Source organism: Lysinibacillus sp. BSL11 (assembly GCF_052928325.1).
This window is the reverse complement of sequence record NZ_JAVGCX010000018.1, coordinates 21,676-45,975: the sequence shown is the minus strand read 5'-3', so window position 1 is coordinate 45,975 and position 24,300 is coordinate 21,676. Positions and strand designations below refer to the sequence as shown.

The following is a 24,300-nucleotide window of genomic DNA, read 5'->3' as shown; positions in this document are numbered from 1 at the left end:
CTGCATGAAATCTTCACACTTTCAGGATATACTTTTAAGAAATTCTAAAATGGTGGTTACGGATGAGAAAATTATCATTAAAGCTTGGCATTATCTTTTTCATCACATTGTTTTGTATTGAAACCTTTATGATGTTTTTTTTGCATGTTTCCCTGACGAATTCTAGAGTGGAAGAGGAACTAGAGCGTTTACAAGCGAGAGGAAATTCACATCGTACTATATTAGAACAGAACTTCAATAATGAAACACTAGCACATGTCGTTCTTATGGAATCAGAAGCAAGTACAGATGTCGTGGTGACTGACCATTTCGGAACAATCCTTGCATCCTCACAACCACATCAAGAAATGAATGATCTGATTCGTGAGATAGAGGGGGAAATACCTTATGAAGGAAGGGTTTTACAAGACAATTGGCAAGAAGTTAAAGCTATTGCGACCATAAGCCCTATTCAAAATCAGCAAGGAACGATTGGCTATGTATTTATGTTTCAAAATACCGATTCCATCCATGCATTAATGAAGCGGCTCAATAAGCATTTTCTCATCGTGGGTATTGTATCTGGTCTTGTCAGTATTGCAGTCATTGTTGTTCTATCTCGCAAGTTGGCTAAACCACTTATTCAAATGAAAGAGGCTACATTGAAAATGAGTAAGGGTGATTTTACAGTCGCTCTTTCTACGAATGGAAAAGACGAGCTTGGGGATTTATCAAATGCTATCCAGCTTTTATCCAATGATTTAAATCATCTAAGGCAAGAGCGTAAGGAGTTTTTATCGAGTATTGCACATGAGCTTCGTACACCGCTAACTTTTATTAAAGGCTATACAGACATTCTTGCTAAACGGGATTTAACAGGGCAAGATCGTCAAAAGTATTTAGCTATTATAATAGAAGAAACAAATAGACTTTCTAGATTAATTAAAGATTTATTTGATTTAGCGAAAATGGATGAAAACTCATTTGTAATTGAAAAACATTGCTTACATTTAGAGCCGTTTTTCACAAGCATTGAAGAAAAATTAAGACCCGCTTTTCAAGATAAAAGTATCTATTTGGTTGTCCGTTGTGATAATGGCTTAACACTATGTGCCGATGAAGCAAGACTTGAGCAAATCCTGATTAATCTATTAAATAATGCATTAATCTATTGTGCGCCAGGAGATATGACTACAGTCACTGTAAAAAAAGACAGTGGAATTTTAAGCATCACCGTTGAAGACACAGGGAAAGGAATTCCAAAGAAGGATTTACCATATATTTTTGATCGGTTTTATCGAGTGGAAAAATCACGTAGTCGTGCTTTAGGTGGATCTGGACTTGGGCTTGCTATTGTCAAGGAGCTTGTACAAGCACATGGGGGAGAAATAAAGGTTAGAAGTGAAATCAATAAAGGGACTACTTTTGAATTATCATTTAAAGGAGTAGAAACGAATGAAAACGATTTTATGCATTGATGATGAACCAAGAATGTTAGATTTATTAACCCTTTATTTGGAACCACTATTTCTTTGTAGAGCAATGACTTCTATACAAGAGGCATTGGATTTTTTAGAAGAAGAACATGTGGATTTAGTTCTTTTGGATATTATGATGCCAGAGATGGATGGGTGGCAGGTTTGCCAGGAAATTAGGAAGTTTTGGGATGTTCCTATCATTATGCTTACTGCAAAAGGAGAACACGCTGATATTGTAAAAGGTTTAAACCTTGGTGCTGATGACTACATTTTAAAGCCTTTTGATGAGGAAGAGTTGTTAGCACGCATACATGCTGTATTAAGAAGAACGATATCTGTAGAAAAAGTGATTAACTTTGAAGGGCTTTGTCTAGATCGAGAGTCCTTTGAAGTATATTTTCAACATAAGGCAATTCCATTAACACCAAAGGAATTTGCCATGCTCGCCCTATTTTTAGATTATCAAAATAGAGCATTTTCTAGAGAACACCTTATACATGCTGTTTGGGGATATGATGTAACGATTGAAGATCGTACCATTGATTCACATGTACGTAATTTACGAGAAAAATTAAGAAAAAGTGGTTTTCCTGCGGATGATTACTTGCAAACCGTTTGGGGCATCGGCTATAAATGGCATAAGTCTGCAAATAGAAAGCGAATGGAACATAAAAGCTAGAAATAACCTCTACCAGAATTGAAGGTAGAGGTTATTTCTATTATTTTGGACTAAGCTCTTCTTCTGTTACCCATTTATGATTTGTTACAGCTCCACCACTTGTAGTGGAAGTATAATCGACCATGTATACAGTTGTTTGCACAGCCTCGTCAATAAGGACAGTCGCATTTTCCATACCTTCCATATGTGTTGCGTCCGTTTTTACTTCTGTTCCAGGAGCCAGTGGTGCTTCTTGTGGGTCAATTAATTCTTCATGAATCACCCACTTATGCTTTTCTATTCGCTTTCCACCAGATGTAGGCTCATAGGAAATAACATAGGCAGTTGTATTATAGGCACCTACTATTGTTGCTTCTGCCCCTTTCATACCTTCCATATGTCCATCTGTAATAATGGCTGTGCTCCCTACAGGAAATTTCGGGTTTTCAGCTTTTTTTAATGTTACTGGTACATCGCCAGAACTTGAATGGTTCATTGTAGAATGATCCATTTTTTCAGAAGTTTCATTAGAAGTGGACGCTGGTTCTGTTTGATCCTCTGTACAAGCCGATAAACTAATTAGAGCGACTACTGATAATAGTCCGACTGACCATCTTTTATTGAATTTCATATGATATCCTCCTCACTATGTGCTCCTAATGTAGCAAATAAATGTGCAGAAACGATGGATATGACCCTATGAAAAACATTTCTTTAGTCTGGCACAATTAGGTGGGGAGATATGCTATTGAATGGGCATGATCTTCAATGTTTTTTGTAATCTATGGGTGAAGATACCAGCAAAAATAGCTAAAATAATATCTTTTGGTAGTGGAGGAATCATCCAAAGCCAAGCGAGCTTATATGAAAAATTCTCTGGCGCACTTGCCCAAAGCTTATAGGCAAAAAACATCCAATTTGTTCCTATCAAATAATTTATAGCCGTTGCTACCAAAGCAGCTACGATAAAACTTTTCTTTGTCCCGCTTCGTTCCACGATCAACCCTGCAACAAATGCCGCTAATATAAATGTAATAATAAACCCAAAGGTAGGGCTTAAAATTTGGCCAATTCCACCACCGAAACGAGCAAAGACAGGAGCTCCCGCCAATCCTACGCACATATAAATTGTACAGGCGAGCGCACCTTTTCTACTACCAAGAATAAGCCCTGCTAAAGTTGCAAAGAAGGTTTGAAGCGTAATGGGTACACCACCAACTACCATAAAGGGTGCAAAGGAAGTGATATTAGCACCCACCATCATTAGCGTTGAAAACAATCCAATGTAGGTAATGTCAATAGTTCTTAACTTATGGTGACTATGTTGTGTAACAGTTGCCATGAATTTCACCTCGTTTTATAAGTTATTACTGCTAGTGTAAAAAACGAATGCTATTGTGTCAACCTTATTATTATTAATAGTTAACTCAAATATTGGGTTAAATAGAAGTAGACTATCTATCTATAAAAATGTATGATAGAACCGTCACAATTTTATAACTTCAAATACTATTGGTGTGACATTTTTGAATGTCACTTAAAAGGGAAGTCGGTGGAAGTCCGACGCTGTCCCGCAACTGTAACGAGGAATCCTATAATATGATTTGCCACTGTTTAAGAATGGGAAGGCAATTATAGGATAGTGAATCGAAGCCAGGAGACCTGCCATTTAGTAATACCTGTAATGCCCACGAGGATGCAAGCAATTACGGACAATAGCTGGATATTTTTCTGACTTTGTTTAATCTAGGGTATTTCTATGCGCATTTTCGCATGGGATACCTTTTTTTATTGCTTCATTCATCAATATTCAGTAGGAGTTTAAAACAGATGAATAAAAAATTTATGTTATTTTCCTTCGTACTTTTCATGGTATTAATTGTTTCAATGACCTTTGCTGTAATGGTTGGCTCAGTTTCAGTTACACCGTTATATGTATGGAAAGTTATTCTTTCTAAAATTCCTTTTATACAAACTTCGATCGAGCAAGATTGGAGTCGCTCTCAGGAAATCATCATCTGGCAAATAAGAGCACCTCGTGTTTTGCTAGCTGCTATAGTAGGAGCGGGGTTAGCCATTGCAGGGGCAGCCATTCAGGCACTTGTACGTAATTCTATTGCAGACCCGTATATTCTAGGGATTTCTTCAGGGGCAGCTGTAGGAGCTACTTCTGTGATTATTTTAGGAGCCTTTTCATTTTTAGGTATTTACGCTCTTTCAGTATCCGCATTCCTTGGTTCATTACTTGCCATTACACTTGTTTTTTTCTTATCACGTGTTGGGGGACGTGTCTCTATTTTCCGCTTGCTATTGGCAGGCATGGCTGTGTCCTTTATCTTAACGGCTATCTCTAACTTTATTTTAATGATGTCAAAGCAAGAAGGGGCCTTAAAGGCTGTTATGTTTTGGATGCTAGGTAGTTTAGCTGGAGCCAAATGGAATAGTATTGTGATTCCAGCCTTCGTATTCTTGGTTGTATTTGGGCTACTATGGCTACACTATCGCAATTTAAATTTATTATTACTAGGAGAAGAGGCGGCAGTGACATTAGGCGTTAATCTTCAGCAATTCCGTATTCAGTTAATACTATTAGTATCTCTATTAACTGGTGTGCTTGTCGCAGTTAGTGGTTCTATAGGATTTGTGGGATTGATTATTCCCCATATTGTGCGTTTAATTGTGGGCTCAAACTATAAATACGTCATACCTATTAGTGCTTTAATAGGTGGAATATTCTTAGTGTGGGCAGATGCCTTTGCTCGAATCATTATTGCTCCTCAGGAAATGCCAATTGGTATTATTACAGCTTTTTGTGGGGGACCATTTTTCATTTGGCTTCTCCGTCGTAACAACTATTCTTTCGGTGAAGGAGATTAACGTCCATGACATTAGAAGCGAAACAAGTATCATTCTCCATTTACGATCAGCGTATACTACATGATGTAAGCATTCAAATAAAAGAAAAGCAATTTGTTGGATTAATTGGTCCTAATGGGAGCGGAAAATCAACATTGTTAAAAAATATGTATCGTCTCCTAAAACCTGAAAGCGGAACGGTAGTATTAAATGAGCAAGATATATTAAAGCAATCAAGTAAATCAATTGCGAAAAATTTGGCTGTTGTAAGCCAAGAGACACCCGTATTATTTGATTTCACTGTGCATGATTTAGTCAGTATGGGAAGAACACCACATAAAAAGCTGTTAGAGCTTGATCAAGAGAAAGATTTTCAAATTGTTAAAGAGGCTCTTAGGCAAACGGGCATATCACATTTAGAGAAACGAAGCTTTAGTTCGCTTTCTGGTGGCGAGAAAAAGCGTGTCATGGTTGCAAGGGCACTCGCTCAACAAGCACAGGTATTAATATTGGATGAGCCGACGAATCATTTAGATATTCATCATCAACTTCAACTTATGGATTTAATTCAGACCTTGCATTTAACCGTAGTAGCAGCTTTACATGATTTGAATATCGCTGCTATGTATTGCGATCAAATTTACGTTTTACAGCAAGGGCGAATAGTTTGCCATGGTACACCAGAGGAAGTACTTACCCCAACAGTGCTACAAGATGTATTCGGTGTTTTTGCGGATATTCAAATACATCCACTGACAGGGAAGCCGTATCTTACATATGTTCCTGAACAGTTCACGAAGAGGTTTAGCCAAATATAGAAAGCGAGATCTTCTATTAGATACATAAAACATCCTTTAAGGAGTGACTGTATGCAAATAGCCTTTACGAAAATGCATGGTATTGGCAACAGCGATATCTATCTTGATCTTTTCCAACATGATTACAAGGAAGATATCTTTTGTGAATTGGCTCAAAAAATGGCCAATGTCCATACTGGTATTGGCTCGGATGGATTGATTATTATCCAACCATGCCGTATTAAATAAAATGAATACAGGACGCTTCCGATTTAAGAGTGGCGTCCTGTATTGTAGAGCCATTAAGATACTGCTTTTAAGCCTGCTACACCTATGATAATTGCTATGATACTGATAATACGTGATAGATTTTTAGATTCACCAAAGAAAATGATATTTACGAGTACAGCTCCAACAGTACCAATTCCTACCCAAACAACATAGGCAATACTTAACTGCAAATAGTTGAAGGATGCATATAAAAGGGCAAAGGACACACCAAAACCACCAATATATAAAATTAAGTTTCGTAATGTTTTCTGCTGACTATAGAAGCGTAAGCCAATCACACCTATAATTTCAGACAAAGCAGCTAAGATAATAAGTACCCAACCCATTATACATTCTCTCCTTTCGTTTGCACCTGCACTTTAGAGGAATTATCCGCTAATTTTAGACCAATCACACCTAATATTAAAATAATCATGAACAGTCCTTTAATGGCATTAAATTCTCCTTCGAAAATGAAAATATCCATTAATGTAGTACCGATTGCACCTGCTCCGGCGAAAATAGCGTAGACTGTACCAGTAGGTAAGCTCTCGCAAGCCTCCGATAAGAAATGAAAATCTATAGCAATGATTGTCACAATAATTATCCAATGCCACCATGAGCTTGCTACGTTAAAGCCAAATACCCAAAGCAATTCAAATAAACTTGTTAAAACGACGTACATCCATTCTTTTTTCATAAGTAAAATCCTTTCTATTAGGTAATGCAATGACTGACGTTCAGTCATTTTTGAAGTAAAAAAGAACGTCACTTTTATGGGTGACGTAGGCCAAGTGCGTGAGATAGGAAGTCTATAAGCTCAAGCTTGAGCAATTTCATTGTTTCATCCTTGCTATCGTCAAATAAATAAATTTGTTCAGCAGCAGATTCAATTAGACCAATCATCAGTTTAGCAGAACGTGTTGGGTCAATTGAATCACGTATCATTCCCTGTTGCTTGCCAGATAATAAGAAATGGCTCATCCATTCATAATAGGGTGCATATATATTTTCCCATTCTTTTAAATGCTCAGTTTGCGCAATACCTGCATAAATAAGTGCAACAATATCTCCATAATCTTTCGTGATTAAGAAAACCATTTCCACAACCTCTTCAAGTTGCTGTTCAAAGGGCTTATGACTTGAAATACCTTCATCTAAGGTAGCAATAATTCTTTCTACCATATTTTTTGCAATAGCTGGCATCACAGAAAGGCGTGATGGGAAATAAAGATAAAATGTTCCTTGAGCGATCCCAGCAGCTTTAACGATATCTGAAACCTTTGTTTTTTCTATTCCTTTTTCTCGAAAAACCTCAATGGCAGCTTGAATAATTTTTTCTTCTTTTGACATGCAATCCCTCACTTTTGCCTTACTTAATTATTATGTTATAGAATAAGAAAAATAATGTCAATAAAAATGACTGATAATCAGTCATTTTTTTATCCGTGTTCGTTTGTAATTCCACAATTATGCGAAGAAGTATATTTTCTATATTTCGGGGAATTGTATAATTGAAAGGATTGATGGCCATGACAGAAATTAAGTTTGCACAATTAGACCCGCAGCAACTAGAAAAAATCAATGAGCTTGAAGAAAAGATTGGTGTAACATTAGTTGCCTATGATGCTTCCTCCACACCATCACACGGTTCTGGCGCTTTTGAGTCAAATAATAGCACTACTACAAATCATCCATCATAATGAAGAGAAATGCCTTGCAGTAATGTAAGGTATTTTCGTTTTATAGATGTACTAAAAGGAGTGTTTGAATTGAATGAATTCTATGCTGATTTACATATTCATATTGGACGTACTTCTAGTGGAAGGGCAGTGAAAATTACTGGCAGTAAAACGTTAACATTAGCACGAATTTTAGAGACGTCTAGTGCAAGAAAGGGATTAGACATCATTGGGGTCATTGACTGTCACTCACCAGAAGTAATCGAAGAAATGGTGAGGATGATTGAACACGGAGAACTGAAAGAACTAAAAGAAGGTGGTCTACGTTTTCAAGAAACAACTTTGATTCCAGGATCGGAAATTGAAATTTATGATCAACATTGTCAGGGTCCTATTCATGTGCTTGCTTACTTTCCTACACTAGAGCTCATGAAGCAGTTCTCAGAATGGATGTCACAACATATGAAGAATATCCATTTAAGTTCACAACGTATTTATTGTGATGGCAAGACCTTGCAGCAAAAGGTGCATGAATTGGGAGGTATTTTTATTCCTGCACATGTATTTACACCATTTAAAAGCTTGTTTGGCAAAGGGGTTCGTCGAAGTTTAACTGAAGTCTTTGATCCGCAGCTTATTGATGGCATTGAATTAGGTTTAAGCTCTGATACAAATATGGTACGTCATATTAAAGAATTACAAGCATATACATTCGTTAGCAATTCCGATGCACATTCGCTTGGAAAATTAGCGCGAGAATATCAAAAGTTACGATTAGCAGAAGCGAATTTTACAGAATTAAAAATGGCTCTGCATGAGCAACAGGGACGAGCGGTAATAGCCAATTATGGCCTGAATCCTTTGCTTGGCAAATATCATCAAACAGTTTGTGCAAAATGTAGTCAACAGCTAAGTAAAGAAGCTACCATTTGTACAGAATGTGGGAGTACTCAAATTATAAAGGGAGTAGCTACCCGTATACAGGAGCTATCAGAAGACTTTCCCAATAAACGAAATAGACCACCTTACATTCATCAGATACCACTTGATTTCATTCCAGGTATTGGTCCTAAAATGATGGAACGTTTAATCGGAGCATTTGGTACAGAAATGAATATTTTGCATCGTGTAACAATCGACCAGCTTGAACAAATTGTGCCACATAAACTAGCCCAATTAATCGATTTAGCGAGAACAGGCCAATTAGCCATTAAAGTTGGTGGTGGTGGGATTTATGGAAAGATACAGGTTGATTAGATAAAAAATGAAATGTTTTAAAAAGATTGTTGTAATTTAACCTATTTTTATCGCTCCTCTAGTAAAATAGTGAAAACAACGACTATTTTATAAGTAGAGGAGAGAGTAAATGAGATTATCAAAGAAATTTCGTTTTTTAGCTTCAAGTATATTGGCTTTGCAATTAGCTTTACCTGTAGCAGCTAGTGCAGAAGAAGGACAGGGTGACCGTATAGCACCAAGTTGGATTGTACAAACCGATTATGTGGCACTTGGTGATTCATTAGCACATGGGATGAATGAAGTAGGTGTAATTGGATTAGGCTATACCGATTTTATTGCACAGGCATTACAGCAAGACGGCTTCCTTACTTCCTTTAATAAGGGCTTTGCTATGTCAGGCTACACAACTAAAAATGTTTTAGCTGATCTACAAAATGATGTTGCAAAAACAGTGACTGGTTTTGGCTATACAGAGGAACAGGCAAAGTTACGAGCTTCTATTAAGGAAGCTGAAATCATCACATTAACAGCTGGGGCAAATGATCTATTGCCAATATTAAAAGAATCTCAAACAACGGGAATTGACACTGTGGCTATCATAAAAGCTACTAAAGAAGCTGTATCGAACATTGCTACTATTCTTTCTGAAATCAAAAAAATTAATCCACAAGCTGAAGTATATGTAATGGGCTATTATAATTCCTTCCCATACTATAGTGCGAACTTACAAAAACAATTTAATCTGTTATTAGCTACTTTGAATTCAACAATCAAAACAACTACTGAAAAAGCGGGCGCTATTTTTGTTCCTACATATGATGTTGTTGCAAAGGATGTTGCCAACTATCTACCAAACCCTGAAAATATTCATTTAAGTGAAGCTGGTTATTTAGCGATAGCAAATGAAGCATTTTTACCCATTATTAAAACAAGCTCTTTATGGGATGTCACGCAGGCTATCGGAGTAGAGGTAAAAGATCGTACAACTGTTAAGGTTAGCTGGCAAGAAGCGACAGATAATGTAGGCGTAGCAAATTACCTTGTCTATGTGAATGGAAAATTAACTTCAACTTTAAATGCTGACACTACTACAATTACGCTCAAAGATTTAATAGAAAATACAACCTACAATGTATCTATCAAAGCCATTGATGGTGCTGGTAATGAAAGTGTTCAAAATCCTACAGTAACTTTCACTACGAAAGGAACCGTTAGCTTTACAGATACACAGAATCACTGGGCAAAAGAGTATATTCAAAAAGCCGCAAATACAGGTATAATGAATGGCTATACAGATGGGACATTTAGACCTGAGAGTAGTGTAACACGTGCCCAAGCTGCAGCCATTCTTGTAAGAAGTCTTGGCTTAACTACTGAAGAAAAAGCACCATTTACTGATATCGCAAATTATGATGCAGCAACACAGGCAGAAATTGCGGCAGCATATGTACATGGTCTTATTAAAGGAACAGATGGGAAATTTAAGCCTGGACACCCTGTGACACGTGCTCAATTAGCTTTAATGATTCATCGCGCCTATGAACAGCAATCTAATCAGCCGTATATTGCAAAAGGCAATGTGCCATTTGTGGATGTTGCTTCTTATAATGCAGAAACCAAACGTGCAATCACAATGCTGTATGAATTAGGAATCGTGACCGGGGATGGAGGGAAATTTTCACCTGAGGTTGTCACAACAAGAGGTCAAGCAGCTAAAATATTTACCAATCTTAGTCAGCTACTCATTCAATAATAATTAGAAGGTAGGGGGATTGTCTCCTCTACCTTTTGACGTTTTCGTAAAAAACGAAGTATAGTCTAACTATGCTGCTGTATGTCCATTGATAAAGGAGAATGGGATGCTATCATTTATATTATCTGCTAAAAGATTAGTAAAAGGTTTGTGGAGGTCCTTTAAACGTCCACAGTTCCTATCATTATTTACTACACTATTTTTAATCATTCTATCAGGAACTCTATTCTACAAGGGGACAGAAGGGTGGTACTGGTTGGATGCCATGTATTTTGCTGTAGTGAGCTTAATTCCAACTGGAGTCGAAACAGGACTATATCCAACAACGGCTTATTCTAAAGTTTTTACAATGATTTATTTAATTGTTGGTACAGGAGTAATGTTTATCATGTTATTAATGCTGGGACGCTCTATCGTAGATTTTTCTCTTAATGAAGAAGAAAAAGAAGAGGTTAAAAAACGTTTGAAAAAGTAAAATAGCAGTACAATGAATTCCTTTGGACGATTCATTGTACTGCTATTTTTTTATGATAGTTTGGCAATAATGCCTTCTTCGTCATCTAAAACAAGTTCAATCCCTGTTGAGAATGGATCACCGTGTAGAACATCCTTGATCCAAACACGTAAGGCACCAATCATGGCTGCTGTATTAAGCACCTCGATTTGACCGTTGACTTCGACCTCCGCACCAAAGCCTGCATCATCCTCGTAAGTCAATTCAACAAGAACATCCTCGGGTCGAATGTTTTGATAGTAGGCTTGAGATAAACAAATAGCATTAATAATATCTTGTTCGTTGATTATTTGTGCCATTGTGCTTCCTCTTTGCGCTTTTTATCTTTAAACATATTCACTATCTTCACAACAAGCATCACAATAACAACAATTGCTGCGACATTAATAAGTAAACCTAAAATATTCCCCAGTATACCCATACCACTAAATAGACTACCGAATAATAATCCAGCAAGTCCACCAAGCATTAATCCTTTCATCAGACCACCTGAGAAAAAGCCACCTTTTTTAGTAGTATCTGCTTTATTAGTAGATGTTGAGTTGTTTTTATTTGTTGTTGCATTGTTTTGATCTTTGGTAGTATCCGATTTTTGGATATTCGAGCTATTATTATTGTTAGAGAAGCCCTTTTTACCCGATTTATAGGATTTAGCTTCTGCCGTTGGCGTATCAGAAATAAATAATGTTGCACCAACAGTTGAAAATATCAGTGTCGCTGCAAAAAGAGCGGCAAGAATTTTTTTCATTACATACATTCCTCCAATATAATTTTTAATCTAATCATAAACTAGTTCTTATATAGTAATATTACATGAACTATATTAAAAAATAAAACAAACGCTTTCAAAAATTAAGCTATATCAAAAAATATGGACAAATAGTGGCAGATGTAATGATTGTAGAAATTATACAATAGGAAGGAGTGAAAAAATGCTACTAACTTTATCAATCTTACTTACCATTTTTATTATTTTGTACCTAACAGAAAAAAGGCGATTTCTTAACGCGGTAGCACTTGGCCTGATAGGTATGTATATTGTCAGAGCGTTCATTATTCATTATCCTTTATTGCTACCGAATGATCAGGGGATTATTTCCGAAATGGGGATATTCATTATATTAGGAAGCTTTCCAAGTATTATGTTTATTTTATCGATAGCCATGTTTTTCAATAGTAAAGTATTATTGGAAAAGGAAGGACGCAAATTTCGTAACTTAATGTTAGCCATATTGGGGCTAAGTTTTGTTATTATGATGTTATGGTATGTATTCGTCATTTTTATTGAAATTGAAAATGTATTTTGGCATATTCTTTTCTTCTATGCGTTTTTGATTTTTGGCTATACAATGTTCTTATATACTAGTGTCCTTGCTTATTCAATATTGTATCTTCTTACACCAATACGTTATGAACCAAATTACATCATTGCATTAGGTTCAGGGTTAATTGGCGATACAGTACCTCCGCTTTTAGCAAGTCGTTTAGATGAAGCAGTAAAGCAATATAAAAAGTATGAGATGAAGCCTTATATTATTGTCTCTGGTGGTCAAGGAAATGATGAAAAGGTATCAGAAGCATATGCAATGAAACAATACCTATTAGAAGTACATCATATTCCGACTGACAAGATAGTAATGGAGGATCGTTCAGCCAATACAGAACAAAATATGATCTTTTCAAAGCAAATAATGGACCAACATTCTCATGGAGAGAACTATCGCTCCATTTTTGTTACGAATAATTTCCATGTGTTTCGCGCAAGTATTTATGCTAGGAAAGCAGCATTAGACGCCGAGGGAATTGGCTCAAAAACTGCTTTTTACTATGTTCCTAATGCATTCACACGAGAATTTATAGGCTTATTAGCCATGTATAAATGGACCCATGTCACAGTATTTTTAATTATTACGCTTTTCATAGGCTTACTATTGAGAGCATATGTGTAACCAAACTTCAACTGTCTTCCATATAATAGTGGTAAGGCAGTTTTTTACATAGTGTGCAAGGGAGGAAAATAATGTACGAGCAAATTTTAGCCAAGCGAAATAAAGAACGAATAATTTCCCTACAAAATCTTACACAAACTCAAGATCAGTGGTTTGCTCAAAATATAAAATTACTTACATTCCCAGAAGTTAACCTAACAGCCTTGCAGAAAATACTGTATCAAGTAGTACGAGGATTATTAAAAGAACAGCAACAACGTCATTTGCAGATTGTCCATACAGTGCAATCTCAATCGATTCAGGAGAATGTATTAACGCTGTTGGCAGAATATGATGATGTCTTGCGCGATGCCATTCCACAGCCTATCTATATACTCATTTGGCAAATTTCTTCGCTAGAAAAGTTAAAAAACAGTATAGAAGTAGTAGATGATGTGCTTGATATTGTAGAGTGGTATTTTCGCCATCAAGATGAACAAGTTGCTGTTCTAGATGAAGAGGACTTAGATCATGAGCTCATTATTGATTTGTATAAGGAAGCGGTTGAAGAGCAGGATGGTGATGCCCAATATCAACTGGGCGAATACTATAATTCTAGAGAGGGTAAACATTTTCAACCTGAAAAATCATTGAAATGGTTTGAGCTAGCTGCTGTCCAAGGAAATGCAGATGCTCAATATATGCTTGGGAATTTTTGCTTCGGGGGCATAGGTATGGAGGAAAATTATTCCCTTGCCTTTTCATACTATGAAAAAGCAGCTTTACAGGGACATGCGGATGCTGCCAATAATTTAGCAGATATGTACTTTAATGGCGAAGGTGTATCAACGGATTATACATTAGCAAAAAAGTGGTTTGATTATGCTGCACAAAAGAATGTGGCAGAGGCAATGTTTACGTTAGGGATTATTTATGAGCAGGGGTTAGGCGTTGAGGTAGATGTGAAAGAGGCTTTTAACGCCTATAAAAAATCAGCTGAGGCAGGGTATGTGGAAGCACAATATCGACTGGGTGGAATTTATTTAGAGGGACGCTTAGGCCAAGTGAAAGATGTCAATCGTGGTCTGTTTTGGTATGAAAGAGCTGCAGAACAATATCATGTAGATGCCTTTTATGATTTAGGTTATATATGGAGTAATGGTCTGGCTGGAATTCGCAATCTCGAAAAAGGTATACATTGGTTTAAGCAGGCCGCACTTCAAGGAGATGTAGAAGCCAAGCTACAGTTAGGGCATATTTTTAATAAAGATACAGGGTTAGAAAGAAATCTAAAAGAAGCTATTAAATGGTATGGACTCGCGGCAGATGCAGGATCCGAAGAAGCGGCTAAAATATTACAGGAACTTAAAGGATTGTAAATTTAGTGTTAAAAAAACATAGGTTTTTAGAATGATTTATATTGCTATGGTTTATGGGTATTTAAGTCTAAATTAGACAGCTATTTAAGAGTATTTAGATAGATGATGATTGAGGGTAAAAAATATTAGTATAGTGAAATTTGAAGATGATCAATAAAAAAGTAGAATAAATATAAAACAAGTAAGCATAATAAACAAAAAAATAGTTAAAAAAGCTACCCAATAATATTGTGGTAGCTTTTTCAATGTTTATTACGCTTTATTTAACAACAAGGACTTTTTATACATTTTGTGTAAAAAAATGGTACTCATAAGATTGACAGTCATTTATAAAATGATTAATGTAAATGAGTGATTTTGAAAAGAAGCATACGTAAATAATTTACTGATAGTCATGTAGTGACTATATCTGTTTGCTGAAAGCATATAATCTTAGGATAAATTGAGTAAAGGGGTACCCGACATACTTTGGGAGGAAGTCTGTCATACGGAATTGCGCTATTGAATGTAACCATTAAATCTGACTAATCTGATTTTATCGGTATTTTTTCGTGTATCCATCAATATGTTAAAAGGGATTTGATGTTTCTCAGCCTGATGAAAGTAAACGGAATGAAAGAGGGAAGATGTGTGATTTTTCAAAAACAGAGAAAGACGAAGGTATTGGATTTACAGCAATACACAGTGAAAATGGATTTGTCCTCTCGTCAATCGATGGCGAAGCAAATTGAAATGCTGAACTTAACGAAGAACGACTTACAATATTTAAAAGCTTTCCAGCCAATAGTTATGGATAATGTAGATCACATCGTAAACCGTTTTTACAACATGATTGGAACAGAGCATCATTTGGTAGATATTATCAGTCATCATAGTTCTGTAGAAAAGCTTAAAGTAACATTACGGCAACATATTATTGAAATGTTTAACGGAACCATTGATGAGATGTATTACCAAAGGCGTGTAAAAATTGCAAAGGTGCATGTCCACATTGGGCTTAGAACACAGTGGTATATCTGTGCATTCCAAGATTTATCGATATCATTTATTGATTTAGTCGAAAAAAATATAGAATTTCCACAAGATCAATTTAATACGATCAGAGCTATATCGAAAATTTGTAATTTTGAGCAACAACTCGTTTTAGAAGCTTTTGAAAACACTGTGGAACAACTGAAAGAAAAAATGGTTCATGAAAAAGAAGCGATTGAACGACAGATTGTAGATTCTTCGGAAGCACTTGCAGCTATCTCACAGGAAACCAATAATTCATTTTCCTGCTTAAGTAAGCAATCTGGCGAAATTAAACATTTGGCAAAAAAATCACTCGATGTGTCTACACTGGCTGAAAACCAAGCACTTGAGGGTCGCGAGCGTTTAAAAAATCAATCACAAAATATGCTAAATATTAGTCATTCTCTTCATGATATAGAAGAAAATATAGAACAATTATCAGGTATGTCTAAGGAAATGGAAACAATCATGAGTGTTGTGACCAATATTGCGAATCAAACAAATCTATTGGCTTTAAATGCAGCAATTGAAGCAGCACGTGCTGGGGAAGCGGGAAAGGGCTTTAGTGTAGTGGCCGATGAAGTACGGAAATTATCAATTCAGACAAAAGAATCTGTTACAGCGGTGGCTTTGTTATTGAAAAAGACAGGTGAACGAACAGAGAAACTAGAGTATTCTTTGACAAATATTCAAGATGAAGTTGCAGCAGGTGAAGAAAATATGTTACAAACTGAAGGCCAATTTACGAGTATATTGGGAGCCATGACAGAGGCAAAAGATCAAAATGAGTGTATGGCAACAAAAATACAAGCAATTGTAGGCATATTAAGTGAATTAGGCACTTCATTTACTGAGGTAACAAATTCAGCAGAAAAATTAGCGAGCTTTGCGCAAAATTTAAAAGGATAGACTATTAACAACATCCTATTTTTTATGTTTTTAGACGTAATAAACACTATAGTACCTATTAAAATGTTTGTTGTGAAGCCATCGTTATAGAGGATCAATCTTATAGAGATTCAGAAAGTAAGAGCTATTTCACTGAAGAAATAGCTCTATTTTTGCTAAATTTGTAAAGGGTTTAACGTAATTTTCAATGAAAAAAAGATTATACTGTAGAAAGAACGAATAATAGGGGCGGTTATGATGAAAACAGTTGTTGTTTTAGGCGGCGGTATTACAGGACTATGTACAATGCATTATTTGCAACGTCAAGTAAAGGAACATAATTTAGATGTTCGTCTAGTGCTTATAGAAAAAAATACATATTTAGGAGGCAAATTATATTCAGCACATGAAAAAGGTTTCATCATGGAAACGGGTGCTGATTCTATTGTAGCCCGTCATCAAGGCGTTATGGAACTCGTGCGGGAGCTTGATTTTGAGGCGGAACTAGTTTACAACGAAACAGGTATTTCTTATATTTATACGAATAATGAGTTACATGCTATTCCGGCAGATTCAACTTTCGGAATACCGATGAGTTTAGCATCCTTAGAGGAAAGTACACTTATTTCCGAGCAAGGAAAAAAAGAAGCGTTGAAGGATTTAACATTGCCAAACAATAGCTTCACAAAGGAAAGTTCAATCGGTGAATTTTTAACTTACTATTTAGGAGAGGAACTGGTGAAAAATCAAATTGCACCAGTCCTTGCAGGTGTTTATTCGGGAGATTTACATCAGCTTTCTATTGGCTCTACTTTACCGTATTTGATTGATTATAAGAATGATTATGGAAGTATTATTAAAGGCTTTGATGCGAATCGTGAGCAATTTGTTAAAGCAGCGAACAAAAAATTTATATCGTTTAAAAAAGGTTTATCTTCTTTAATTGATCGACTTGAACAAACCTTATCCGATGTAGAAATTATCAAGGGTGTTACTACTTTAAATGTTCAAAAACAAGATAAGAACTACACTATTACCTTAGCTAATGGTGAAATTATTGAGTCAGATTATGTCGTTTTAGCATTACCGAACGATACTGTCCAAAATCTGCTACAGGATGAATCTTTAAACCGCTATTTTGATCGATTTACGACAGCGTCAGCGATTACTATCTATTTAGGTTTTGATGTGCCAGATGCTAAATTGCCAGCAGATGGAACAGGCTATATTGTTTCCCATAATTCAGACGTTACTTGTAATGCAGCAACTTGGACTAGTCGTAAATGGAAGCATACATCGAAAGAAAATAAATTACTTGTGCGACTCTTTTATAAGAGCATCAATCCAGCCTATGAGCAACTACATGCCATGACGGATGAAGAATTGGCAGCAGTTGCTTTAGAAGATGTGAGAAAGAGCCTAGGAATAGAGGAGCAACCAACCGTTGTGAATGTAACAAAATGGATTGATCAAATGCCTAAATATGATCTAGCGCATCGTGAGGCATTACAAGGATTACTACAAGAATTACATGAGAAATACCCTAATTTATCGATTGCAGGGTGCTCATATTTTGGCGTAGGTATCGGTGCTTGCATTCAAAATGGGAAAAAAATTGGCGAAGAGCTTGCAAAGGAACTTGCCAATTTCTAAGATTTTAAGTGGAAAAAAACTTTGTTATGTGAAATAGTCTTGACTCATTCGTCAGTAAACGATATGATTCTTTTAATTATTTAAAAAATTCATACTTAATTCTTATCAAGAGAAGCAGAGGGACTGGCCCATTGAAGCTTCAGCAACCAACTTTATTGTCAGGTGCTAAATCCAGAAGACCGTTGAGTCGAAGATGAGAAGGAACAACAATGATGAATCGTTAAAGCCTTCTTTTTTATGAAAGAAGGCTTTTTATTATATAGAGACATAGGAAGAGAGGCTAATTTTATGGGATTGCTTGAAAGGTTAAAAACGCATGTATTGACGGCAGACGGTGCAATAGGCACAGTGCTATATGGCTATGGATTGGAGTATTGCCATGAGGAAATGAATGTTCAGAGACCCGAGTTAATTGAAAAGATTCATAGAGAATATATTGCAGCTGGTGCTGACATCATTCAAACGAATACGTACGGTGCAAATGCCATTAAATTAGCTCGCTATGGATTAGAATCACGTGTCCAACAATTTAATGAAGCTGCTATCACCATCGCAAAACGAGCAGCGGCTGATGGCGGTCAATTTGTTTTAGGAACAATTGGTGGTATTCGGGGAATTCGTAAAAGTGATGCAACCTTGGATGAAATATTAGCGACTATTGAAGAACAAGCAAGAGTCTTACTTGCAGGGAATCCAGATGGCCTTTTACTTGAAACTTATTATGATTTTGAAGAATTAACAGCAACCTTAAAGATGCTACGAGAAAAAACAAAATTGCCGATTATTGCACAAGTTTCTATGCATGAGCCTGGTGTTTTACAAAATGGGATGTCTTTAAATAATGCTCTCCATGAGCTTGAAGCCCTAGGTGCTGATATTGTTGGTGTCAATTGTCGACTAGGTCCACACCATACAATTCTGGCATTTGAGGGTGTAGAACTTCCTCATAAGGCATTTATGTCAGCCTATCCAAATGCTTCACTTCTGGACTTAGAGGATGGGCGTGTCGTTTATGAGTCAGAAGCTGATTATTTTGGTCGAGCGGCTGTTGAATTGCGTGATCAAGGTGTACGCTTAATAGGGGGCTGTTGTGGTACAACACCCAAACATATTGCAGCAGCAAAGAAGTATTTAGAAGAGTTATCACCGGTTCAGGAGAAGCATGCGAAGCCTAAAAAGATTGAGATTGTTCGAGAAGCGGAGCCAACAAAGTATGAGCCTCTTCATGAAAAAGTTAAACGTGAACGCTCTGTCATAGTAGAGTTGGATACACCTAGACATTTAGAGATCGATGGGTTCCTTGAAGGAGCAAAGCAATTATATGATGCAGGTGCAGATGTAGTTATGATGGCAGACAATTCACTGGCCTCTCCACGTATTAGTAATATTGCAATGGGCGCATTGTTGAAGAGCACACATAGTGTACGCCCACTAACTCATATTACATGTCGCGACCGTAATTTAATTGGTCTACAATCCCATTTAATGGGGTTAAATGCTTTAGGTATTCATGATGTGTTGGCCGTTACGGGTGATCCAACGAAAGTAGGAGATTTCCCAGGTGCGACAAGTGTTTATGATGTATCTTCCATGGAGCTAATCCAATTAATTAAGCAATTAAATGAAGGGGTCTCGTTCTCAGGTAAGCCACTTCGTAAAAAAGCAAATTTTTCAGTTGCTGCTGCATTTAATCCAAACGTCCGTGTGTTAGATCGTGCTGTGACACGCTTGGAGAAGAAAATTGAGCATGGGGCAGACTATTTCATTTCTCAACCAGTATATACGAAAGAGAAGATTGTAGAGATTTATGAGGCAACAAAGCATTTACAAGCTCCAATATACATCGGTATTATGCCTGTTACGAGTTATAAAAGCGCTGAATTTTTACATCATGAAGTGCCAGGTATCAAATTATCTGAAGATGCCTTAACAAGAATGAAAGCATGTGGAGAAGATAAAGAAAAGGCAACATTGGAAGGGATTGCTATTGCCAAAGAATTAGTAGAAGAGGCTACGCAATATTTCAATGGGATTTACCTTATTACACCATTTTTACGTTACGATGTGACACTAGAGTTGATGAAATATATAGAGCAATTGGATGAACAGAAAAAAGGAGTAAGTATACATGGCTAAGCACTCGATTGAAGAGCAACTAGAGAAACGTATTTTAATTCTTGATGGCGCAATGGGAACAATGCTACAAAATGAAAATTTATCAGCAGAGGATTTTGGTGGCGAGGAACTTGATGGCTGTAATGAAAATCTTGTGCTTACTAGACCAGATGTCATTGAAAAAATTCACCATAAATACTTAGAGGCAGGCGCAGATATTATTTGTACAAATACATTTGGTGGGACGCCTCTTGTGTTAAATGAATATGATCTTGGCACAAAAGCAGAAGAAATTAATAAGCGTGCAGTGGAAATTGCTCGCCAAGCAGTGGATCGTTATTCCACATCGGATTGGCCACGTTTTGTTGCAGGGGCTATGGGGCCAACAACAAAAACGTTATCAGTAACTGGTGGTATTACATTTGATGAGCTAGAGGAAAATTTTTATGTACAGGCAAAGGCATTAATTGTGGCAGGAGCCGACGTTTTGTTATTAGAAACAAGTCAGGATATGCTCAATGTCAAAGCAGGCACACTTGGCGTAAAGCGCGCTTTTGCATCAACGGGAAAAGAGCTACCCGTCATGATTTCAGGAACAATAGAACCGATGGGTACAACGCTTGCAGGGCAAACAATCGATGCCTTTTATATTTCGATCGAGCATATTAAACCATTATCAGTTGGCCTAAACTGTGCGACAGGACCTGAGTTTATGACGGATCACATTCGTTCATTAGCAGAGCTTTCAACAGGCTATATTAGCTGTTATCCAAATGCTGGCTTGCCAGATGAAGAAGGGTGTTATCATGAATCACCGGAATCGCTATCGCAAAAATTAAAAGGTTTTGCAGAAAAAGGTTGGCTTAATATTGTAGGTGGATGTTGTGGGACGACACCGGCTCATATTGCAGCCATTCGTGAGGTCTTAAAAGATGAAAAACCTCGCCAATTACCAGAAAAAACACATGGTCATGCAGTATCAGGAATTGAACCGTTATTGTATGACGATTCTATGCGTCCGTTATTTATTGGGGAGAGAACAAATGTAATTGGCTCTCGTAAATTTAAGAATTTAATCATCGATGGGAAATTTGAGGAGGCCGCAGAGATTGCACGTGCTCAAGTCAAAAATGGTGCACATGTTATTGATATTTGTTTAGCCAACCCTGATCGCGATGAATTAGCCGATATGCGTGGTTTTATGCAGGAGGTTGTAAAAAAGGTTAAGGTGCCTCTTGTGATTGACTCAACTGATGAAAAAGTAATTGAGGAAGCATTAAAGTTTTCACAAGGGAAAGCCATCATTAACTCTATTAATCTAGAGGATGGTGAAGAACGATTTGATGCAGTATTACCACTCGTGAAAAAATATGGTGCATCGTTAGTTGTCGGAACGATAGATGAAAAGGGAATGGCGGTTGACCGTCATCGAAAGCTCGAAATTGCCGAGCGCTCCTATCAACTTTTAACGGAGAAATGGGGGATTGCACCAGAGGATATCATTTTCGACCCATTAATGTTCCCTGTAGGAACTGGGGATGAGCAGTATATTGGTTCAGCGTTAGAAACGATTGAAGGCATTCGTCTCATCAAAGAAAAATTGCCGCAGACATTGACGGTACTTGGCGTAAGTAATATCTCATTTGGCTTACCACCAGTTGGTCGTGAAGTACTGAATGCTGTTTATCTCTATCATTGTACACAGGCGGGCTTAGATTATGCCATTGTTAATACAGAGAAATTGGAGCGTTATGCATCCATCCCTGAAGAGGAAATCAAACTCGCAAATGACCTGCTCTTTAATACAAATGATGAAACATTAGCAGTGTTTACAGATTTTTATCGAGATAAAAAGAAGGAGAAAACGGAAGCTGATATTCCGAAAACGGTTGAAGGTCGTTTAGCTTACTATATATTAGAAGGTACCAAAGAAGGGCTAATTGAGGATTTAGACGCTGCAAGGGAAATCTTCGAGGCGCCACTTGATATAATTAATGGTCCTTTAATGGAGGGCATGGCTGAGGTAGGTCGATTATTTAATGATAATCAACTCATTGTAGCAGAGGTCTTACAATCAGCAGGTGTGATGAAGGCCGCAGTTGCTCATTTAGAGCAATTCATGGAGAAGGATGAAGAGAGTGCTGGAAAAGGGAAAATGGTACTTGCTACGGTAAAAGGCGATGTTCACGATATTGGGAAAAACCTGGTTGATATTATATTAAGTAATAATGGCTATAAGGTAGTCGATTTGGGCATTAAAGTAACCCCTGCCCAATTGATTGATGCGATTCGTAAGGAAAAACCTGATTTTATTGGGCTGTCAGGTTTACTCGTGAAATCAGCGCAACAGATGGTCATTACTGCTCAGGATTTTAAAGAGGCAGGAATTGATGTTCCTATTTTAGTTGGTGGGGCTGCACTTTCACGTCGTTTTACTGAAACAAAAATTGCAGATGAATATGGTGGTCCTGTTATTTATTCAAAGGATGCTATGCAAGGCTTAGAGCAAGCGAATCTATTAATGGGTGAAGGGACACGTGAAAATTTCTTAGCAGAAATTGAAGAATCCCGTCAAAAACGTTTAGAGGCCGATGAAAAACGAGCTGCTCGTCCGGCAAAAGAGGTAACAATAAAGCCTGCACGAACAGTTAAAGGAGCGCCAGTATTTTTACCAGCTGATTTACGACGTCATGTGAAAAAAGTCTATTCTGTATCTCATTTATATCCTTATGTTAATATGCGTACATTACTGGGACACCATTTAGGTTTGAAAGGGCAAGTTCAGCAATTGCTTGATGCGGGTGATTCAAGAGCAACAGAGCTCAAGGATTTAGTAGATGATTATTTAAAAAGTGATCTATTAAAGCCATCTGGTTTGTATCAATTTTTCCCTGCTCAAGCAGATGGTGATGATGTCGTTGTGTATGACCCTGCTGATAGTAAGACAGAAATTGAGCGTTTTACCTTCCCTCGTCAGCAGGTTGAACCATTTTTATGTCTTGCAGATTTCTTAAAAACGGTAGAGAGCAGTGAAATGGACTATATTGCACTCATGGTTGTAACAGCAGGTCAAGGAGTTATGGCTAAAGCCCGCCAGTTAAAAGAGGATGGGAAATTCCTTGAAAGTCATGCCTTGCAATCCACTGCTTTAGAATTAGCAGAGGGCTTTGCTGAACGTATGCATCAGGAAATTCGTGATCAATGGGGCTTCCCTGATGCAACAGATTTCACTATGAGAGATCGTTTTGCTGCAAAATATCAAGGTCAACGGTTTTCATTCGGATATCCTGCATGTCCTAACTTGGAGGATCAAGAGAAACTATTCGGCCTATTAAAACCTGAGGATATTGGTGTCCATCTTACAGAAGGCTTTATGATGGAGCCAGAAGCATCTGTATCTGCCATCGTTTTTGCTCATCCTGATGCTCGCTACTTCAATGTTTAAGGCATAAAATAAGAGGAGATAGATAGTCTATTCAAGGACTGTCTATCTCTGTTTCTTTATAGAAGAAAACAATTTGGTTAAGGGAAGTGAGCAGAATGATACGATTCATGGAAGAAAAAGATATTCCTGAGGTTTTGGCTATCTATAATGATATTATTTTAACAAGCAAGGCTGTCTATCGATACGAAATACAAACTTTTGATGAAAAAGTACAGTGGTTTAAGGAACAACAAGCATTAGATAATCCTTTACTTGTATTTGAGGATAATGGGCTTGTTGCTGGCTTTGCTACCTATAGTCAATTCCGTCCTTATCCAGGTTATAAATATACAATGGAGCACTCTGTCTATGTGCATAAAGAGCATTATCAAAAAGGGATTGCGACAAAGCTCATGAACAAGCTGATAGCGATGGCTGAAGAAAATGGTGTCAAAACGCTTGTTGCTGGTATTGATGGAGAAAACATTGGTAGTATTAAAGCACATGAAAAATTAGGCTTTGAATATGCAGGAACCATTAAAAATGCAGGCTATAAATTTGAACAATGGCTAGACCTTGTGTTCTTTCAACTTCATTTGACTGGACCGAAATCATAAAAGGATATGACAAATGTCATATCCTTTTTGTGATGTTTGCGTCTGTTACTGACTTG

Annotated in this window: 23 protein-coding genes and 2 riboswitches; of the genes, 16 read left to right on the top strand and 7 right to left on the bottom strand. The window is 37.0% G+C overall.

Annotation, left to right across the window (positions count from 1 at the left end):
- Positions 1-62: 62 nt before the first annotated feature.
- Both RCJ95_RS19730 and RCJ95_RS19725 read left to right on the top strand, forming a co-directional pair.
- Complete coding sequence (locus tag RCJ95_RS19730) at positions 63-1,457, top strand: ATP-binding protein (protein WP_446722647.1); 1,395 nt, start codon at positions 63-65, stop codon at positions 1,455-1,457.
- Complete coding sequence (locus RCJ95_RS19725) at positions 1,435-2,136, top strand: response regulator transcription factor (protein ID WP_221683000.1); 702 nt, start codon at positions 1,435-1,437, stop codon at positions 2,134-2,136. Before RCJ95_RS19730 ends, RCJ95_RS19725 begins: the two co-directional genes overlap by 23 nt.
- 40 nt (positions 2,137-2,176) lie before the next feature.
- Here RCJ95_RS19725 and RCJ95_RS19720 read toward each other — a convergent pair whose 3' ends face one another.
- Together RCJ95_RS19720 and RCJ95_RS19715 are read right to left on the bottom strand one after the other, a co-directional pair.
- Positions 2,177-2,746, bottom strand: coding sequence for a YdhK family protein (locus RCJ95_RS19720; RefSeq protein ID WP_337976691.1), 570 nt, complete (start codon positions 2,744-2,746; stop codon positions 2,177-2,179).
- A 114-nt stretch (positions 2,747-2,860) separates the two neighbouring features.
- Positions 2,861-3,457, bottom strand: coding sequence for a biotin transporter BioY (locus RCJ95_RS19715; RefSeq protein ID WP_337976692.1), 597 nt, complete (start codon positions 3,455-3,457; stop codon positions 2,861-2,863).
- 154 nt (positions 3,458-3,611) lie between these two features.
- A riboswitch (cobalamin riboswitch) is annotated at positions 3,612-3,799 on the top strand.
- A 146-nt stretch (positions 3,800-3,945) separates the two neighbouring features.
- Between RCJ95_RS19715 and RCJ95_RS19710 the strand changes: the two genes are divergently transcribed.
- The 3 genes from RCJ95_RS19710 to RCJ95_RS19700 are packed head-to-tail and all read left to right on the top strand — an operon-like array spanning position 3,946 to position 6,017.
- Positions 3,946-4,992 (top strand): FecCD family ABC transporter permease, encoded by a 1,047-nt coding sequence (locus tag RCJ95_RS19710; RefSeq protein ID WP_221682997.1) that lies wholly within the window; start codon positions 3,946-3,948, stop codon positions 4,990-4,992.
- A 5-nt stretch (positions 4,993-4,997) separates the two neighbouring features.
- On the top strand, positions 4,998-5,789 hold the full coding sequence (locus RCJ95_RS19705) for a heme ABC transporter ATP-binding protein (RefSeq protein WP_221682996.1): 792 nt from the start codon (positions 4,998-5,000) through the stop codon (positions 5,787-5,789).
- A gap of 51 nt (positions 5,790-5,840) precedes the next feature.
- Positions 5,841-6,017: a hypothetical protein gene (locus RCJ95_RS19700; protein ID WP_255601717.1), complete on the top strand. Its 177-nt coding sequence runs from the start codon at positions 5,841-5,843 to the stop codon at positions 6,015-6,017.
- A 53-nt stretch (positions 6,018-6,070) separates the two neighbouring features.
- Here the strand turns inward: RCJ95_RS19700 and RCJ95_RS19695 are convergent, their stop codons facing one another.
- The 3 genes from RCJ95_RS19695 to RCJ95_RS19685 form a co-directional block, all read right to left on the bottom strand.
- Entirely contained in the window at positions 6,071-6,385 is a 315-nt protein-coding gene (locus RCJ95_RS19695; protein ID WP_221682995.1) for a DMT family transporter, read from the bottom strand.
- Positions 6,385-6,738 carry a DMT family transporter gene (locus tag RCJ95_RS19690; protein ID WP_337976693.1) on the bottom strand — a complete coding sequence of 118 codons (354 nt, stop codon included), beginning with the start codon at positions 6,736-6,738 and terminating at the stop codon, positions 6,385-6,387. The genes RCJ95_RS19695 and RCJ95_RS19690 overlap by 1 nt, the downstream gene beginning before the upstream one ends.
- A gap of 74 nt (positions 6,739-6,812) precedes the next feature.
- A complete protein-coding gene (locus tag RCJ95_RS19685; protein ID WP_221682993.1) occupies positions 6,813-7,391 on the bottom strand; it encodes a TetR family transcriptional regulator in 579 nt (192 codons plus the stop codon).
- A gap of 179 nt (positions 7,392-7,570) precedes the next feature.
- On the opposite strand from RCJ95_RS19685, the gene RCJ95_RS19680 reads away from it, so the two are divergent.
- From RCJ95_RS19680 to RCJ95_RS19665, 4 genes are all read left to right on the top strand, one after another.
- Positions 7,571-7,741 (top strand): hypothetical protein, encoded by a 171-nt coding sequence (locus tag RCJ95_RS19680; protein WP_221682992.1) that lies wholly within the window; start codon positions 7,571-7,573, stop codon positions 7,739-7,741.
- 69 nt (positions 7,742-7,810) lie between these two features.
- Positions 7,811-8,977, top strand: a complete 1,167-nt coding sequence (locus RCJ95_RS19675) for an endonuclease Q family protein (RefSeq protein WP_221682991.1) — start codon at positions 7,811-7,813, stop codon at positions 8,975-8,977.
- Between the two features lie 109 nt (positions 8,978-9,086).
- Positions 9,087-10,712 (top strand): S-layer homology domain-containing protein, encoded by a 1,626-nt coding sequence (locus RCJ95_RS19670; protein WP_369355406.1) that lies wholly within the window; start codon positions 9,087-9,089, stop codon positions 10,710-10,712.
- Positions 10,713-10,818: 106 nt separating this feature from the next.
- Positions 10,819-11,187 carry an ion channel gene (locus RCJ95_RS19665; RefSeq protein ID WP_221682989.1) on the top strand — a complete coding sequence of 123 codons (369 nt, stop codon included), beginning with the start codon at positions 10,819-10,821 and terminating at the stop codon, positions 11,185-11,187.
- A gap of 50 nt (positions 11,188-11,237) precedes the next feature.
- Here RCJ95_RS19665 and RCJ95_RS19660 read toward each other — a convergent pair whose 3' ends face one another.
- On the bottom strand, positions 11,238-11,525 hold the full coding sequence (locus RCJ95_RS19660) for a DUF2653 family protein (RefSeq protein ID WP_004224435.1): 288 nt from the start codon (positions 11,523-11,525) through the stop codon (positions 11,238-11,240).
- Positions 11,513-11,974, bottom strand: coding sequence for a hypothetical protein (locus RCJ95_RS19655; RefSeq protein ID WP_221682988.1), 462 nt, complete (start codon positions 11,972-11,974; stop codon positions 11,513-11,515). The genes RCJ95_RS19660 and RCJ95_RS19655 overlap by 13 nt, the downstream gene beginning before the upstream one ends.
- Before the next feature lie 184 nt (positions 11,975-12,158).
- Between RCJ95_RS19655 and RCJ95_RS19650 the strand changes: the two genes are divergently transcribed.
- The 7 genes from RCJ95_RS19650 (at position 12,159) to RCJ95_RS19620 (ending at position 24,244) form a co-directional block, all read left to right on the top strand.
- Positions 12,159-13,175, top strand: coding sequence for a YdcF family protein (locus RCJ95_RS19650; RefSeq protein ID WP_337976698.1), 1,017 nt, complete (start codon positions 12,159-12,161; stop codon positions 13,173-13,175).
- 71 nt (positions 13,176-13,246) lie between these two features.
- A complete protein-coding gene (locus tag RCJ95_RS19645; RefSeq protein ID WP_337976699.1) occupies positions 13,247-14,533 on the top strand; it encodes an SEL1-like repeat protein in 1,287 nt (428 codons plus the stop codon).
- A 630-nt stretch (positions 14,534-15,163) separates the two neighbouring features.
- Positions 15,164-16,456, top strand: a complete 1,293-nt coding sequence (locus tag RCJ95_RS19640) for a protoglobin domain-containing protein (protein ID WP_446722646.1) — start codon at positions 15,164-15,166, stop codon at positions 16,454-16,456.
- Positions 16,457-16,693: 237 nt separating this feature from the next.
- Positions 16,694-18,088 (top strand): protoporphyrinogen oxidase, encoded by a 1,395-nt coding sequence (locus RCJ95_RS19635; RefSeq protein ID WP_313150797.1) that lies wholly within the window; start codon positions 16,694-16,696, stop codon positions 18,086-18,088.
- Positions 18,089-18,187: 99 nt separating this feature from the next.
- Positions 18,188-18,288: riboswitch (SAM riboswitch) on the top strand.
- Between the two features lie 88 nt (positions 18,289-18,376).
- Positions 18,377-20,224, top strand: a complete 1,848-nt coding sequence (locus RCJ95_RS19630) for a bifunctional homocysteine S-methyltransferase/methylenetetrahydrofolate reductase (protein WP_221682984.1) — start codon at positions 18,377-18,379, stop codon at positions 20,222-20,224.
- On the top strand, positions 20,217-23,648 hold the full coding sequence (metH, locus tag RCJ95_RS19625) for a methionine synthase (protein WP_274770379.1): 3,432 nt from the start codon (positions 20,217-20,219) through the stop codon (positions 23,646-23,648). The genes RCJ95_RS19630 and metH overlap by 8 nt, the downstream gene beginning before the upstream one ends.
- Before the next feature lie 95 nt (positions 23,649-23,743).
- The gene (locus tag RCJ95_RS19620) at positions 23,744-24,244 is read left to right on the top strand and encodes a GNAT family N-acetyltransferase (protein WP_274770378.1); all 501 of its coding nucleotides are present in this window, start codon (positions 23,744-23,746) and stop codon (positions 24,242-24,244) included.
- The last annotated feature ends 56 nt before the right edge of the window (positions 24,245-24,300 follow it).